Below are 14,940 nucleotides of genomic sequence, written 5' to 3'. Positions count from 1 at the left end.
CTCTGGCTGGCGGGATAGGCCAGGGTTAATGAAAGAGAGTCAGTCTTTTTCTATAGGAAACTTCTTACAAGTTGCAGGTAATTACGGCTTCTGCCTCACAGCTTCTCCTAATTAGTAATGCAGATTTTTCCGCCTTGGCTGCACAAAAGATGTAAACGGTTATTTCTTTCTGCACATCATTGAATAATGTTTTTCAACACTGTTACTGTCCGGGATGATATGCCCTGAGGGGTGATGGTTCATTCATGAGTGCAGTCGGTAAGGTTTGCCGCTATGAAATTAAACAAGGACGGATGGCTGCGTGGTATATCACTGGTGCAGTGTCAGGCAATGCCCCTAATCGCTATCGTGATGTTGCTGGTACTAGCCGCAGCCGTGGTCTGGTTGTGGTGGTGGGGGCCTCAATGGCAGTGGCGTGATCATCAGCCGTTCGCTGATGTACCGGTACGGGTTGCGTTGAGCGTGCTGTTGCTGGTCCTGCCAGGGGTGATCTGGACGGTGCAGGTGCATCGGCGCAACCGCGCGATCATCCGCGAACAGCAACAACAGCGGCGCGAGATGGCGGACCCTTGCTTGCCTTTTCTACACGCTCAGCAGCGCTCCCTCGACGCCAGTGTGGCGCGTTTGCACGATAGCCGAGGTGGGCGAGGGCATCGCTACGATGTGCCGTGGTACCTAATGCTCGGCGAGGAGAACGCAGGCAAGTCGAGTTTTATCAGCCGCTCGGATCAGCGTTTTGCGCTCACTCGGATCGAGCGCAGTGTCCTGCAGCGATCCAGCGCAGACCCGGACCTGGCGTTTGGTATCGATTGGTGGATCGGTGACGATGCGGTAGTCATCGACCCACCAGGCGAATTCATCAGTCAGCCTGAACGCCAGGTGCAGTTGATCGAGGCCGTGCAGCCACTCTCAGCGAGCGAAGACGAGGGGGATGGCGAAGCTGAAGAGGCCACGGCCCAGGTTGGCAAACCGGCTGAAGCCACCGGTTTGCCTGCCGGGGTTGAACGACGCCTGTGGCGGCACATGATTGGCTGGCTTGCCCAGAACCGCAGCCGGCGCCCGCTCAACGGCGTGGTCTTGCTGGTGGATATGGTCAACCTGTTCGGCCGCTCTGAAAAGGAGCGTCGTGACCTTGCATTCGTGCTGCGTGCGCGCCTGACGGAGCTGGGCGCCGAACTGGGCACGCGCTTGCCGTTGTATGTGGTCATGAGCAAGCTCGACCTGCTGGCCGGTTTCGAGGAACTGTTCGCCAAGCTGCCGGCCCGCGAGCGGGAAGAGGTACAAGGTTTTACCTTCACGCTGGATTCGGTCAAGGACGTTGATGCCTGGCTGGAGGAAATGGGCGCGGCTTATGAGCGGTTTATCGAACAGCTCGGTAGCCAGCTGCTCGCCGCGACCGAGCGGATGCCGGCAGCGGTGCGCAAGAGCGCTTACTCCCTACTGCGGGAGCTGAGCGGCGCTCATTCGATGCTGCTGGACTTTCTCGGTGACGTACTGGGCAGCGACCGTTACACCACGCCGCCCCTGGTGCGGGGTGTGTACTTCTCTTCGGTGTACCAGCGCGGGGAGGTCCACAACCTGCTTGCGGACGCTTCAGCTCGGGCGTTTGCGTTCACGCCGCCGGCACTGTCCACCAAGCCACAAGGCACGTCGGTGGTGTATTTCGCCCAGCAGTTACTGCAACGGGTGGTCTACCCCGAAGCGGGCTTGGCAGGTGACAACCAGAAGGTCGCCCAGCACAAGGCCCGCCTGTTGCGAGGCGCCACGGTGGCCGCTGGCATCTGTGGGGTGGCAATGATCGGCGGCTGGCTGTACTTCTATAGCGTCAACCGCGACAAGGCCGAGCATGTTCTGGAAAAGAGCCAAGCGTTCAGTAGTACCGGCGCGGATACCGAAGAGGACCTGACCGGGCGCAGCTTGTTGGCCCCGTTGGACGAGATCCGCGATGCGGTGAGCCTGTATGGCGATTACCGATCAGGGTGGACTGTGTTCACCGACATGGGGCTGTACCAGGGCAAGGCCATCAGCCCGCAGGTGGACCAGGCCTACCTGCATGCCCTGGCGACGCGCTTTCTGCCGGCGATCGCGGGCGGTGTGGCGGCGAGCGTCCAGCACGCTACGCCAGGCAGCGAGGATCAGCTAGCAGCACTGCGCGTGTACCGCATGATTGAAGACCGCGCCAATCGCCGGCCCGAACTGGTGGAGCAATGGATGGCCCGAGAATGGCAGAAGGCCTATCCGGGTCAAGGCCAACTGCAGGCCGCCCTGATGCGCCACCTCAAGTACGCACTGGCCTACGCCGATGTTGAGCTGCCGCAGTACCAGAAGGTAGTGGCGCAAGCGCAGCAGCATTTGCGCAAGTTACCGTTGGCCCAGCGTGTGTACATCAGCTTGAAGCAACAAGCTCAAGAGAAATTGCACGGGGAGCTGGACCTGCGCAACGAGATTGGCCCAGCCTTCGATATCGTCTACGTTCCGCTGGCTGAGCGGAACCATCAGGCGGCCGTCGATGGCAACCTGTCCCTGCCGCCTCTGCTGACCGCGAGCGGCTTTCGGGACTACTTCGAGCAGTACAGCCAGAACGTGGCCGACCTCGCCTTGATCGATCAGTGGGTGTTGGGGGAGCGGCGCACGCTCGACTATTCCGAGGTGGACCGCCAGGCCCTGACAGAGCGCTTGCGCGCCTTGTACAGTGCCGATTACATCGACAGCTGGCGACGGGTGCTGAACCAGTTCTCGGTCACCCCGTTCACCGACCTTGCGCACGGGTTGAGCGTGCTGGAACAGGTGACTGGGCCGGCTGCACCGATGCGCCGGCTCCTGGAGACGGTGCGTGGCAATACCTTGATCTACCCGCTGGCTGCCGAGGGTGGCAAGGACTCTGCGTCCGATCAGCAGGGCCGGTTGCAGGCGATGGGAGTCTACCGATCCTTCGCGGGCCTTTCCGGGATGCTCGATGTGCAGGGTGACAAGCCGTCGTTCTACGATGAGACGCAACAGGCCATCGCCGCTGTCTATGACTATGTGAAAGCGGTGCAGGACAACCCCAATCAGGGCAAAGCGGCCCTGGCGCTGGCACTGAGTCGCTTTTCGGAGAAGGAGCCCGACCCTATTCGCAACTTGCAACGGGTCGCCACCGGGTTGCCAGAGCCGCTGAACCGGCATGTGCGCCAGTTGGCGGACCAGACCTCTCGGGTGCTGATGGTCACGGCGCTGCGCGAGTTGGAGCAGCGCTGGAACTCGGAGGTGTACAGTCTCTATGAGGAACGGCTTGCCTCGCGCTATCCCATCGACCGGACCGGACCGGACCTGTCGCTCAAGGACTTTGAAGCCTTCTTTGGGCCCCAAGGGCAGCTCAAGCGATTTGAAGACGCGTACCTCACGGTGTTCCTCAAGGACAATCTCAATGCCCTGTACTCCAATGCCGATGAGGGTTACCTGATACGCCCCGAGGTCATGGTTCAGCTCAAGCAGGCCGAGGCCATTCGCAATGCGTTCTTCGATAACCGCGGCGAGTTGAATGTGAGCTTTGGGCTGGAACCGGTCGCTCTCAGTAACGGGTTGCGCGGCAGTGTCTTCGGCCTGGATGGGCAATTGCATGCGTTTGCCCAGCGGGGCAAGGAACCGATTGGAATGACCTGGCCAGGGTCTGCGGGGGAGAGCAGCCATAGCCGTATCACCTTGGTGCAGGCGGCCGGAACCACTGTCAGCCTGAGCTATCAGGGGCCTTGGTCATTTTATCGATTGCTTAGCCGTGGTGGGTTGAATGCCCGTACCCCCACCAGCGTTGACCTGAGTTTCAAGATTGCCGGCGATATGGCGCGCTACAAGTTTCACGCAACCGGCGCCAACAACCCTTTCACACGGACGCTGTTCGCTGGCTTCGCACTGCCGCAGCAGCTTTTGCGTGAGCGCACACGCGATGAGGTGGCTGAACGATAGGCGGGCAGTCGGCGCAAAAAATCCCGACACCCGCCATCTGGATCGGGATTTTTTTATCGGCCTGAGAGTGGGTCAGTCAGGCCTGATGGCCCAGAACTGCATCTCCAGGTTGGGGAATTCACCGGCGATATGGAAGCCGAAGCCGCTGGCGTTCTTGAGCTGCTGTTTCCAGCTTTCGTGCTGGCGATCCAGTTCGAAGTAGACGAAGCCGGTGTGATGGGGGAGATGCCGTGGGGTAACGAGTTGGGGAATGAGGGCTACGCCGGGCATCTGCAGGTGTACGAACTGGTGCAGTTGCTCTATGGAGGTGACCTTGCCCTGCTGTTGGAACTTCCTGCGCAGTTCTTCGCCCGGCAGGTCGGCCCGCACGGCCAGAATGAAGGTGGCATCTTCAAGCAATCGGCGCTCATGCAGGGTCGCCGTGAGCACACCGTACTGCTGCTCTTGAATAGGCAGCGAAACGGCCCTGGGCTGCAGAATGGTGCTCAGTGACCGACGCAGGGTTTCTTCCAGCATATGGAAAGACTCGGCCAGGCCGTCATGTTGATAGGCCGGGTAGTCCAGGGGCAATCGCCCGTCATCGGTGAAGGTCACCAGCTCACCACATGCCTGGCCCAGGGCGATATGCAGTTGCTCCGGGTGCACATTGCGGCGGCGTGCCAGATGATGGAAGTAGGGGTGCAGACGGTTCAGCACTTGTAGTAGTGAGAAATCGGTCACGTCGGCTATCCCCGACTGGCCAGGCGAGCATATACGAGCCGCGAGATTGCGCGCCCGTTCGCGTATCAGCTGTGAGGCCTCTTCCAGAAAGCCCAGCAGCGCGGGGGCAGCCTTGATCGAGATGCAGGTCGGATAGAAGCGAGGGTCCAGTAGCAAGCTGCCGTCCGGGCGTTTATCCATGACTTTGGTCAGGGCCAGGCAGCTGTAGTCCCTGTTGTCGTCGTCCTGCAGCTTGATCTGCAAATTTGGAATGGCGACATCAAGAATCATCGAATCGCCACTCCCGCCATGGTTGTCCATGATTGGAACGCCCTTGGCGATAAAGCGACCATCTACCCCCTCGCTGTCGGGCCAGCGGACTTCAGGAGCCCCAGGCGCATGCAAAGGCAGCGCGAGGTAGACGGCTTTGTTCGAGACACCTTGGGGGATTTCCAAGGGCGCCGGTGGTGGCATGTCGCCAGGGATATCGAACACCGTGCCGTCCGGCATCACGCCACGCGCCCGGATGATTGCGATCTTGCCGAAGCTCAAGTATTCGGCATTCAGCTCCAACTCGCTGAAACCGTAAAACGCATCGTTCAGGCTGGAAACGCGTTGGTGAAGTGTCGATTCCGCCGCATGGGCCATTTGTTGGAAGTGTTGGGGTTTGACGAACAAACCCTCTTTCCAGAGTACGGAATTGCGTGAACTCATAAGTGCTTCCTTCAACAGATGATGTTATTGATCGCGGCGGTACTCACGGTCGTGCCGAAGTTCAACGCCATTGTTTTCGAAGTGGACATGGACGGTATGGTCGTAACCGCGAGGCTGAATACGCAGGGTGTCCTTCCATTTGCCGTCAGGGCTGTCACTGAGGCGCGCAATCACCGCGATGTAGCGAGTCCGTTCATTGATCTCTTCGGGCTCGATGAACTTGAAATGGCCTGGCACCAGGCGGAAGTCGTCGACGCTGATCAATGTGGTGCCCAGCGCCTCGTCCAAGTTCTCTTCTACCTGCTCATAGGTGGCATCGAGCAACAGCGAGTCGTCGCGCAGTTGCAGGATCTTGAAAGCGATGGACGAAGACCCTTGGCGTTGTGGTGCTTGATCGGGGGCGGGTGGGGGCTCGGATCGAGCGGAGGCATAACTGGCCAGGTCGGCAGGCGCTCGGGTCTTGTCATCGTCCGCGGAGCCTGGGTAGTTCTGGTGCAGCTGTTGCGCCAGCGCGTTGACTTTGTCAGACAACGCAGTGGCATCGGCCGCGCTGAGGTTGGCTGACAAGTGCCCTGAAGGAGGTGGTATTGACGGGGACTCAAGATTCGCCTGTTCCGGCCCTGCGGCAACGTGCGCGTCGGCTGCGTAGAGACTGAGCGCTACTCGGCTGATGTCATTGCTGGGCCCGCCGACCGGAAGTGTTGGATCTTTCAAAACTTGGTATACGCGTTTCATTGTGCTGCAGCCACCGAGCGTCAGGCAGATCAACAGCAGTGCAAAGGGCTTGTTCATTGCGCCTCCTTGCCGAAGATGCGTGCAATCTCCGGGTCGATTCGAGCTTGAGCGGCCCTGTCCAGGTAGGCCAGGGGGTCAAGCTCATCCAGCGGCTTTGGCTCTCGGGTATGGACTGAATTGAACAGCCCGTTGGTGGTTACTCCCAAGACTTGAAGAGGGCAGTGTTGATGCATCATTCGTTGCGCCGACAGAGGATCTTTGTCATAGGCGGTGTGCAACTGCGGCATTCTTTTCGTTTCGTCGTGGCCAAGTAGGTGGATCGCTATTTGGTAGTCGCCGATCTGAAGTCTGTCGTTATGCCTGAGCCGGATCGGGGTGCCGGATATCAACGCAGTGTCATTGCCGTTCATGAAGCTGCTGCCGCTGTGGTCGATCAGGCAGAAGTGGCCTTCGTGCCAGCGGATCTCACAATGGGCAGGCAGGATGCGCGATTCCCGGTCATGCAGCTGCCAGGCGCCTTGGCGGCCAAGGGTGCCTCCGGCACTGTCGAAACGGTGCTGTGGTTCTGTGCCGTGGTGCAGTTTTTCCGGATTCAGTATGACCAGCGTGATGCTGGGCGAGAGAACATTTGTACTCATGCACGTACCATGATGCGAACGGGTGGCGGGGTGGAGTCGTTGCGGTCAGCGATGAAGCTGGTCCAGCCCAGGTGAGTGCCGTGTGCGGCCCGTAGGCTGAAAGGCGGCGCCTCCTCGGCGCGCATGCGCAGCTCAAGGTCATAGGCGCCCACATCCCGCAGCAGAAAGTCCACCAGCTTGATCAGCCGGTAGTAGTTGTCGCCGCTGGGGAGGAGGTCGCGAAACTGCTTTTGATCCAGATCCGCGATCACGATGGTGAACTTGCTGCTGCGTGATTCTGTACTGCCGCCCACGAGGAAGTTTTCGCCAAGGGCACAGTTGTCGGTGCCAAGCCGGTTGCGTTGGGACTGAGGAATCAGCACCGTGCGCTTTTCGAATTCACGAATGGAGACCTGCTTGAGGTCGAAGCAGTGCGCAATCATGCCGGCCACCATGCCGGGGGACCGGCTGCGACTGGCGATCATCCCCACGAAACTGAGCAGCCGGCTCCACGGTAGCGGTGTCGCGCCGCGCAACTCTGCGTCCTCCAGGCCGATCAAGGCGAAGATATAGCGCGAGAACCCATCTGTGGCACCGGGTTGGAAGCGCCGGTAGTAGCGGTACTTACGCCAGCCCTGATGCAGCAGGGTATGCAAGCGGTGGTTGAAAAAATTGAAGTACGCCGGGCGAATGCCGACGTCTTGCGCGTGCTCATAGGCCAGTTGGTCGAGGTAATAGCCCGGTAGCGGCGAGTCGGTGCCATGTAACCCCAAGAACGATGCTTGGATACGGTAGCGATCATCCTTCAGACGGCTGGCGCTCAGCACATCAGCGACGGGAAAGGACAAGCTTGGAGAGACTTCCAGGCGTAACCTTCGCCGTGCCTCATCGGAAAGCGGACGTTGCTCAAGGTCATCCCCATAGAGCTGGTGCATCAGCTCCAGAAGCTGGAAGTACGAATACCGGTGGGCATCCTGCGTTATGAGATCCGCTTTGTTACGGACTCTGGATTCTTCTGATTCATCGTCCATGTCAAATCCCCAGTTGGTAGATAGAGGGTGGCTTATATAGGCGAACTTGTAGGAATAGTTACCGCCTGAATCGAAGTTGTAAAACAGATCGCATCACGGGGTATGTTTCCAAAAGAATGACCTTGCAGTATGGAGAGGCTTCTGGTCGAGGTGCGAAATGTAAGCGGATGTTTGCGAAAAGTTGATTGCTGCTCTAGTTCGCAGGCAGTAGCTTTTCCATGTGCAACCTATGTGTGGTGCGTGGGATGTTCGGGTGTGTTGATTGCACGGCGTGCTGTTCGGCACCGTGCGTCAACACACTTTCCGAGCTGTCGGTCCGGTTGCTTGTCGGTCAGTGAAGAGTGGTCCAGAACAAGAGATGGAAAGCACTTGGTGCAGCCATTGAACTACGGCACGCACGCAATAGAACAATTGAGCTCGGACCAGCAGAGGACGATACTGACAAACCCGGAACTGGGTGCCTTATACGACACGGTTCTCGAACTGCTCTCGGAGAGCATCAAGTTCAGCTTGCCGACCTGCGCGGGGCTGATCGATATGAGTGAGCTGCGCCAGGCCCATGTGGACATGGCGCGCTTGCCTTATCCCATGGTCGCGTTTGAAGCGGCGTGGGATCTTCCTCAGGGTTCACCCAGCAATACGTTGACCGGCGAACGTTCAACATGACGCATCGCATCGTGCATGACGCTGACTGCTGAGCTTGCCCAGCGTGTCCCTGGGGTTGAGGTATTTCTGGACGAGGCCGGGCGAGGCTTGTTGGTGATCCCTATCGGCTGGGGTGATAAAACGAGGTCACTGATTACGTTCTAAGGGAGGCTTGCCCGGTCACACGGGTGGCGTCTGAGGGCATTGTCGGTGCGGGCGTGTCGGTGAGCCAGCTGAAGACGTTTCGGATGCTTCCGTTCAACCTGATCCCAAGCGGGGGCCGTGCCGGCTTTGGCTACTCTGAGAATCGAATTGCAGCCATGATCATCGACGGTGCCCGTAGCGAGATTGCGATGCTGCTTCAGGCTTGCGTTGTGCTGGACTGTTCCAACGTCCAGGCGGCCACCCTGACCGCGCCGGTGGCGTTGAACTGGAAACGTGTGGCAAAGGGTAAGCAACCCTTCTTTGAGTACAGGGTACTCCAGGTGGGGCGCCGCGCGGCCGAAGCGATCAGGTGACTGACAGGCATAATGCGTCTGCGAATACCAGCGCTCCTGCCACCCGCCAGCTCAGGGTTGATCGATCAACGTCGGCGTGATCATCGGAAACTCAACCCACGTGCGTTTATCGTCAAAGCTGACCTTGACCCGTACGTAGAACTGATAGTCCACTTCCAACGCCTGCAGCGCGCTCTTGGTAACCGACCCCACCGCGAGTTCCGTTACTGCACCAGGCACTGCCATGTCGGTGACCACCGGCAGCGTGATTTTCTGGTCGATCGCTCCGCGCTTGACCCCTTCGATGTATACCGTGATGAGTTGCCCCGCGTCCATGAACTGCCACCCAGGTAGCGAAAACGCCGCTTGGGCACCCAGTTTCGCCAGGTTCAGTTGGTTGTCCCGAATCGCGTCGCTGTGGATCAGGGGTAGCCCGTGCAGGCGGCCAATGCTGACCTGGTGCGGCGCTGAGTCGTGAAGCTGGCCATCGTACGCCTTGACCTGATAGTGCAGGGGAATGCGGCTGTTCAGGTTCATGGCAATGTACTTGGCAGGTACGGTGTACTCCCTTGAGCCTGGGCTTATCGGTGTGTCGGTCTGATAAGCACCCGGGGCGCCTGGCTCGCCCCAGAATACGGTCACTTGATCATCCGGTTCGAGTGAGGCGCTGGCCGGTATCGTCAACGTCGCTCCTGCCACGGCATCAGCTGGCAGCAAATCGCTGAAATAATCGGAGCCACTGGCCTGGCGCACGAACGGTGGGGGTAGCTGCCGGGGCGGTGGCGTGACCGCCGCGTGCAACGCCACGGCCAACGAGCGTTGAAGGGCGGTGCCTGCGCGGTCCTGGACCTCATAACGGGCAAAACGCAGGCCGTCGCTGAGCTGTAAGATGAAGTCGGCCGGTATCTTGACGTGCAAGGGCATGCCCACTTCGGCCTTGGTCAGGGTGAGGCGGTCGACCAGTTGCTTGCCGACGGGGCTGTCACTCCAGTACCAGCTCACGGTATCGCCCACATCGGCGCCTAAATAGGGCGGTACTTGCGCCGTCAGTTCGCCGTGTTCTTTAAGGTAGCGGTCGGTGACGCCATTGCTTATCACGTCCGGCGGAAAAATCAGCTCATCGTCATCGGCGAGCAACGGGGGCGTCTTGTCGATGTTGATCTCAAGGGCTTCTGAGTCGCTGCGCATGCCGTTGAACAGCTTGACCTGGTAGTGCAGCCGGTGCTGGCCTTCGCTCAGAAACCCCACCGGCACCTCGATGAACAGTTCATCGGGCTGTACCGGTGCCGTCCAGATCAGGGTGCGGACTTCACGGCCGTTCCAGTACAGGGTCAGTGTTTCCGGGTCTTCTTCGGTAGGGTCCGAATTGCCCCACTGGGCGAACTCGACCCGCAATGGCAAGAACACGGCTTTGAACGGCAACAGATTGAGCAGGGAATCTGGCTCATTGGGCAGCAGGTCGGGGACGACAGGCGGTACATAGAACGCTACCTGCTCGAAGCGGTTTGCAAGCGCGGCCGAGGTGTTTTGGGTCGAATGCTTTGAGGTTGGCATAGCCTGTTCTCCATGATCGCGTGATGCGCCAAAGCAAAAAAAAGGAGAACCTCAACGGCTCTCCCTTCGTAAACTCACCAGTTGTAGCGTACCCCCAGGTTCACGCCCCAGGGCTGTTCAAGCTTGCTGCCATGGGCGTATTCGAAGTCGGCATGAGCACGCCATTTATCGGCCCAGGCTACCGCGATGCCGGTGCCCACTTCCCCGCGAGAGCCAGAGAGGTCGTTGTTGAAGCCGTTACCATTGACCTTGACGTGGTTGTCATTGGCGAATTCATGCACGGCGGCAACCCTTACATAGGGCTGGATCATTCGCCCGTCCCCCACTTCCAGTTTGCGCCCGACGGTGGCACCGAGCTTGGTTTGCAGGGAATGCGTGCGCCCACCTTCGGCGCGCATGCCATTGTCCAGGGTGTAGTCCTTGCCCTGCACGATCAAGCCGGCCAATTGGGCATGGGGCTCAACGAACCAGCCTTCATCGAGGCTGATGTGGCGGCCTATCTCCAACGCTGCGCCGACACCGAGGTTGTCGTAGCTGCCCTTGGTCTTGGTGCCATCGCTCAAGCGCACATCGGACTGGTTCTTGAATTGATTGAGTCGCGCTACGGCATCGATGTAGTACCCGCTCTCAGGTTCCAGCCAAGTGCTGTAGACACCGAGATGGTAGCTGTCGACCTTGGCTTGGGTACCGCGCGCCAGGCTCAGGTCCGATTGGCTGTAACCGGCCGTGATCCCGGCCAGCCAGTTACCGTCGCCGATCGGCAAAGGAGCGTCCGCACCGAAGGACAGACCTTGCTGGGTTTGCTGGTAAGCCAGGCCTTCGGCACCGGCGACGTTGTACTTGTTGCCGAAGGTGCGCACCCAGCCCCCAGCCTGCCCGGCATCGCGGCGCACTTCGCCCATGCGGCCACGCAAGGTACTCATTTCGCCATACCAAATGGTCGGTGCTGTGTTGAACAAGGCCAGCACTGACTGGGTGCCGGGGCTGATGGTGCGGGTGCTCTTGTCCAGGTACCAGTCGTTGCCGCTGCCTTTAGGGACCAAATCATAGGAATAGGTACCGACATCGACCGGGCCGCCTTCCAGTGAGAAGCGCGCATCGCCGCTGTCTGCATGCACCATGTGCAGGCTGGCATCGGCTTGCAGATCGGTCCCGCTGCTGCGAACCAGCAGCGAATGATCGCCCGTGGCATTGCCAGTGATGTCGAGGAAATCATGCTGGCCGCTGGCGAAGTCGGCGTCCATCACGAATGTGCCGTTGCCCGACAGTGAGCCTAGGGTCAGCGTGTGGAATTCACCGATGTTGCCGAAGCTTACGCGGCCGCCGTTCATGGTCAGCTGCTCGACGGCGGCATTGCCGACCATGGCCCACTCGGCGCCGTTGTCGATGGCCACCTGCGCTACGTTTTCCAGGCGGCCGGTCAGGGTTGCGGCGTTCTCCAGCATCACGTTGGCAGTGCCGCCTTCGGCAACCACGATATCGCCAAGCAGCTGGCTGTCACTCACGCGCAGGCTCGCCGTTGCAGCATCGGCCACATTCACCAACACGCCGTCGCTGGCGCTGAGGGTGCTGCCGTTGAGCACATCGATTTGCGCAGAAGCAGCGCGACCGGCGCCACGGCCGACCGCGATGGCCGACCCATCCAGGCCCTCGACACGGCTGTTGTCCAGCACGATGGTGGCCTTGGCGTCGGTCTGGCCTGAGCCATCACGCACCAGGATACCATCGCGACCGCCACTGATCAGGCTGCTGTCACTGGCCGACACGCTGCCGTCGAACAGCTCCACGGCAACGCCATTGTTGTCGCTGGCATGCACTTCGCTGCGCCTTAGCTCAAGGTGGCTCTGGTTGAGGCTGGCACCACGTGACCCACCGCGAATAACGCTGTCGTTGGCACTGATGCTTGCACCTTGGCTGCCAGTGAGCGCACGGCTGCTGGCGGTAACGGTCGAGCGCTCGAGCGTTGCGTTCGCACCAGTCAAGGCCAGCGCGACGGCGGACGACCCTGGGGTGACGTCCGAATCGTTGAGCAACACGTGCGCGCCTGCCTCGGCATCGACATACAACAGATTCGCGCCCGTGGCGTTCAGGGTGGCACCACTGAATACACGGTAATTATCCAAGGGCGTACCAAACTGGATATCAGTACGACCTTCTACATTAGTCTGGGCCACCGCCGAGTTACCGATAATCACTAATGGAAGTGCGGTGGTGGCTCGGATCATTACAGTAAAAAGTGTGGGTTTGAAAGCATGGAAACTGGACATTGGATCACCCTGTGAAGAGGCTGTTTGCAGATGGCTGCTACGACTTCCTGTACTGAGCTCGCATCGTTAGGGTGAATTGTAAAAGTGATGTTTCTCTATCTAATGTAGGAATTTTCCTTTCTGTTCTGACCAAAATCCTACAGTGCTCCCTTCGCGGCAGCACCGTGCCGCGCTACCGCGTAGGGAGCTCAAGGTTACGGCATTGCGCAAGAGTCGCTGCCTTCGGCCAGGCTTAACTTATGCACTGCCCATTCCGAGGCTAAATCAGGGTCATCGGCTTTGACGTAGCGCACCCGTGCCCGCGTACGGCCCCCGTTAAGGTTGGCGTCATAGGTTGGCAGAAGGTGGTCGGTATAAGGCTTGATTTCCCAGATGAAGCCTTTGACTGACGTCTCGTCCAGCACCACGAGTTCGGTTTTCTCCGCATTGGGTACCGGGTCGTCGCCATCTTCATCTTTGGAGCCGATCAACGGTGCCCACTCCAGTTCGATTATGTCGCCTGCCTTCAGGTAGGCCGACATGTCCGGGATCTCCACCTTCAGGACCATGTTGTTGGTCGGTACCCCCGCGACATCGCGCAATGAATCACAGTTCAGCCAACCGGCCCTAACCCCCAGGAACTGCGGAAGCGGCAGGATCACGGTAACTGCATCCACGTCCACCCACTGTGTCTGCGACATTTGCTCGTTGAGGGCGTCTTGCGATTCGCGCAGGGTATAGTGCACCGGCAACGCGGGGTCGTTACCCTCCGCGAAGATGATGCCCCAATCGATAGGAACGGTAATGCCGCGTGCATCACGGGCCGTGTCCACGGTGTGAGTCCCTGCACACCTGCCATGCCAGTAGACAACGAGCACGTGCCCGTCCTCGGCATTGTCGTAAAAGGGGATGGTCAGTGTGGCGTCTTCATTGGCGTCACTGCGATCGATCACGTTATCCGTTGCCGAACGTGCGCCTCGCACCGTGGGTGCCGACAGGTTAGGGTTGATCGGGTTGGGCCAAGTGGGGTCGGGGTCGGGGCGCTCGGGGCCTACCACGCTGAAGTCGACGTTCACACTGATGGCCTTGGGGCCAAACGGTACGGCACCGCGCATGATCTGGTAGCTGACGTTGGTGGCCAGTTCATCTGAGGCTGTGCCGTATTCAGCGCGCAAGGTTGGGTTGGGCACGTGAACAGGAATTGGAAAGGCTTTGGCACCGACGGTTTCCGGTGGTAATGGCGTGCTACCCCAGGTCACTGCGATAGCATCGTGGGCTTTGGCTCCGTCGTAATACGGAATATCGACCGATACCCCGTCAATGGCGTCCTTGAGGTCGACAACGCCGTCGTCGGCGGCGTGCACCAAAGGGTCTTGCAGGTTGGCCGGCAATGGGCCAAGGGCGACGTCGATGCTGGTGATCAGCGAGCCTCGGCTCTTGTTTCCCGCTTTGTCATACAGGTAATAGGCAAGGTAATACTTGCCATCGCCGGCACGTTCTACCACGTCCTTCGGAATAACCACTTGCATTGACGCATCGAGAGGCCCCTCATCGACCTGATTTTCGTAATCCTCATGCTCTTCAGGTGGGCTCTCGAAGTAATACACCTTGTACGTGTCTCCAGGCGCGTAGGTGTCATACTCTGGCACTTGGGCAACGATGCCGGACGGATTGTTTTTGAGGTACTCGTCGTCAATAAACGCTGCCCCGACGGTCAAGCCGTCGAGTTTCTCGTCGGGATTGACCCTGTTGCGGGGTGCGGTGCGGTCACAGATCAGCGGTACCACTGCCGAAACTGCATGACCGCCGTTGAAGGTCACGATACGGTAACGCAGCCATAGCCTGCCTTCGACGAGTCTGGCCAAGGGCACATGCATTACCAGCGGAAAATCGGCTGAGGTGACTGGGCCAACCACTTCCAGGGGCTGACCGACGTCTCCAAAGTCAGAGGCAGCATCGCCTTTGGTCGATAATTGCAGATACACGGTTTCAGTGTCGCCATCTTCAGGCAAGTTCACCCACGCGGGGATGCGCACTTCAAGATCGTTGTCCACGGCACTCTTGAGCAGGGTGCCGTCGCTGGGATCGGCGATACCCAGCACGGACGGCGCCAATTCTGCCAGCAGCGATGCGTTGCGCCGGCGCCGGGCTTCGCGCTGGGCCTGGCGGGTTTGTTCGGCAAGTGCGCGTTTGGAGGTGGGGGGTGTTTGTTCGTTCATGTTTTGCTTTCCTAGTGCCGTTTGAAGTTCGAGGTTTCAAC

General features: G+C 59.5%; 10 protein-coding genes. 3 read left to right on the top strand and 7 right to left on the bottom strand.

Features of this window, described 5'->3' with window-relative positions; all coding sequences use genetic code 11:
* The first annotated feature begins 330 nt into the window (after positions 1-330).
* Entirely contained in the window at positions 331-3,942 is a 3,612-nt protein-coding gene (gene tssM / locus PFU01S_RS18715) for a type VI secretion system membrane subunit TssM (protein ID WP_239933651.1), read from the top strand.
* 72 nt (positions 3,943-4,014) lie between these two features.
* Here tssM and tssK read toward each other — a convergent pair whose 3' ends face one another.
* From tssK to tssG, 4 genes are read right to left on the bottom strand one after another with little or no spacing between them, the layout of a single operon-like run.
* A complete protein-coding gene (gene tssK, locus PFU01S_RS18710; RefSeq protein ID WP_028687705.1) occupies positions 4,015-5,355 on the bottom strand; it encodes a type VI secretion system baseplate subunit TssK in 1,341 nt (446 codons plus the stop codon).
* A gap of 24 nt (positions 5,356-5,379) precedes the next feature.
* Positions 5,380-6,147 (bottom strand): type VI secretion system lipoprotein TssJ, encoded by a 768-nt coding sequence (gene tssJ / locus PFU01S_RS18705; RefSeq protein ID WP_028687704.1) that lies wholly within the window; start codon positions 6,145-6,147, stop codon positions 5,380-5,382.
* The gene (locus tag PFU01S_RS18700) at positions 6,144-6,728 is read right to left on the bottom strand and encodes an FHA domain-containing protein (protein WP_028687703.1); all 585 of its coding nucleotides are present in this window, start codon (positions 6,726-6,728) and stop codon (positions 6,144-6,146) included. The genes tssJ and PFU01S_RS18700 overlap by 4 nt, the downstream gene beginning before the upstream one ends.
* Positions 6,725-7,738 (bottom strand): type VI secretion system baseplate subunit TssG, encoded by a 1,014-nt coding sequence (gene tssG, locus PFU01S_RS18695; protein WP_028687702.1) that lies wholly within the window; start codon positions 7,736-7,738, stop codon positions 6,725-6,727. Before tssG ends, PFU01S_RS18700 begins: the two co-directional genes overlap by 4 nt.
* Positions 7,739-8,110: 372 nt before the next feature.
* Here tssG and PFU01S_RS18690 point away from each other — a divergent pair, with 372 nt between their 5' ends.
* Together PFU01S_RS18690 and PFU01S_RS18685 are read left to right on the top strand one after the other, a co-directional pair.
* Positions 8,111-8,404, top strand: coding sequence for a hypothetical protein (locus tag PFU01S_RS18690; protein ID WP_028687701.1), 294 nt, complete (start codon positions 8,111-8,113; stop codon positions 8,402-8,404).
* A 203-nt stretch (positions 8,405-8,607) separates the two neighbouring features.
* Complete coding sequence (locus PFU01S_RS18685; protein ID WP_146224445.1) at positions 8,608-8,901, top strand: hypothetical protein; 294 nt, start codon at positions 8,608-8,610, stop codon at positions 8,899-8,901.
* Positions 8,902-8,952: 51 nt separating this feature from the next.
* Here PFU01S_RS18685 and PFU01S_RS18680 read toward each other — a convergent pair whose 3' ends face one another.
* The 3 genes from PFU01S_RS18680 to PFU01S_RS18670 all read right to left on the bottom strand — a co-directional run bounded on the left by PFU01S_RS18680 (position 8,953) and on the right by PFU01S_RS18670 (position 14,899).
* On the bottom strand, positions 8,953-10,434 hold the full coding sequence (locus PFU01S_RS18680; protein WP_050438007.1) for a hypothetical protein: 1,482 nt from the start codon (positions 10,432-10,434) through the stop codon (positions 8,953-8,955).
* 74 nt (positions 10,435-10,508) lie between these two features.
* On the bottom strand, positions 10,509-12,557 hold the full coding sequence (locus PFU01S_RS18675) for an autotransporter outer membrane beta-barrel domain-containing protein (protein ID WP_239933652.1): 2,049 nt from the start codon (positions 12,555-12,557) through the stop codon (positions 10,509-10,511).
* Positions 12,558-12,895: 338 nt separating this feature from the next.
* Entirely contained in the window at positions 12,896-14,899 is a 2,004-nt protein-coding gene (locus tag PFU01S_RS18670) for a hypothetical protein (RefSeq protein ID WP_081783969.1), read from the bottom strand.
* Positions 14,900-14,940: the final 41 nt, after the last annotated feature.

This window comes from Pseudomonas fulva NBRC 16637 = DSM 17717, assembly GCF_000730565.1.
Classification (GTDB): domain Bacteria; phylum Pseudomonadota; class Gammaproteobacteria; order Pseudomonadales; family Pseudomonadaceae; genus Aquipseudomonas; species Aquipseudomonas fulva.
The sequence above is the reverse complement of the archived record's forward strand: the minus strand, read 5'-3'. Positions and strand labels throughout refer to the sequence as shown.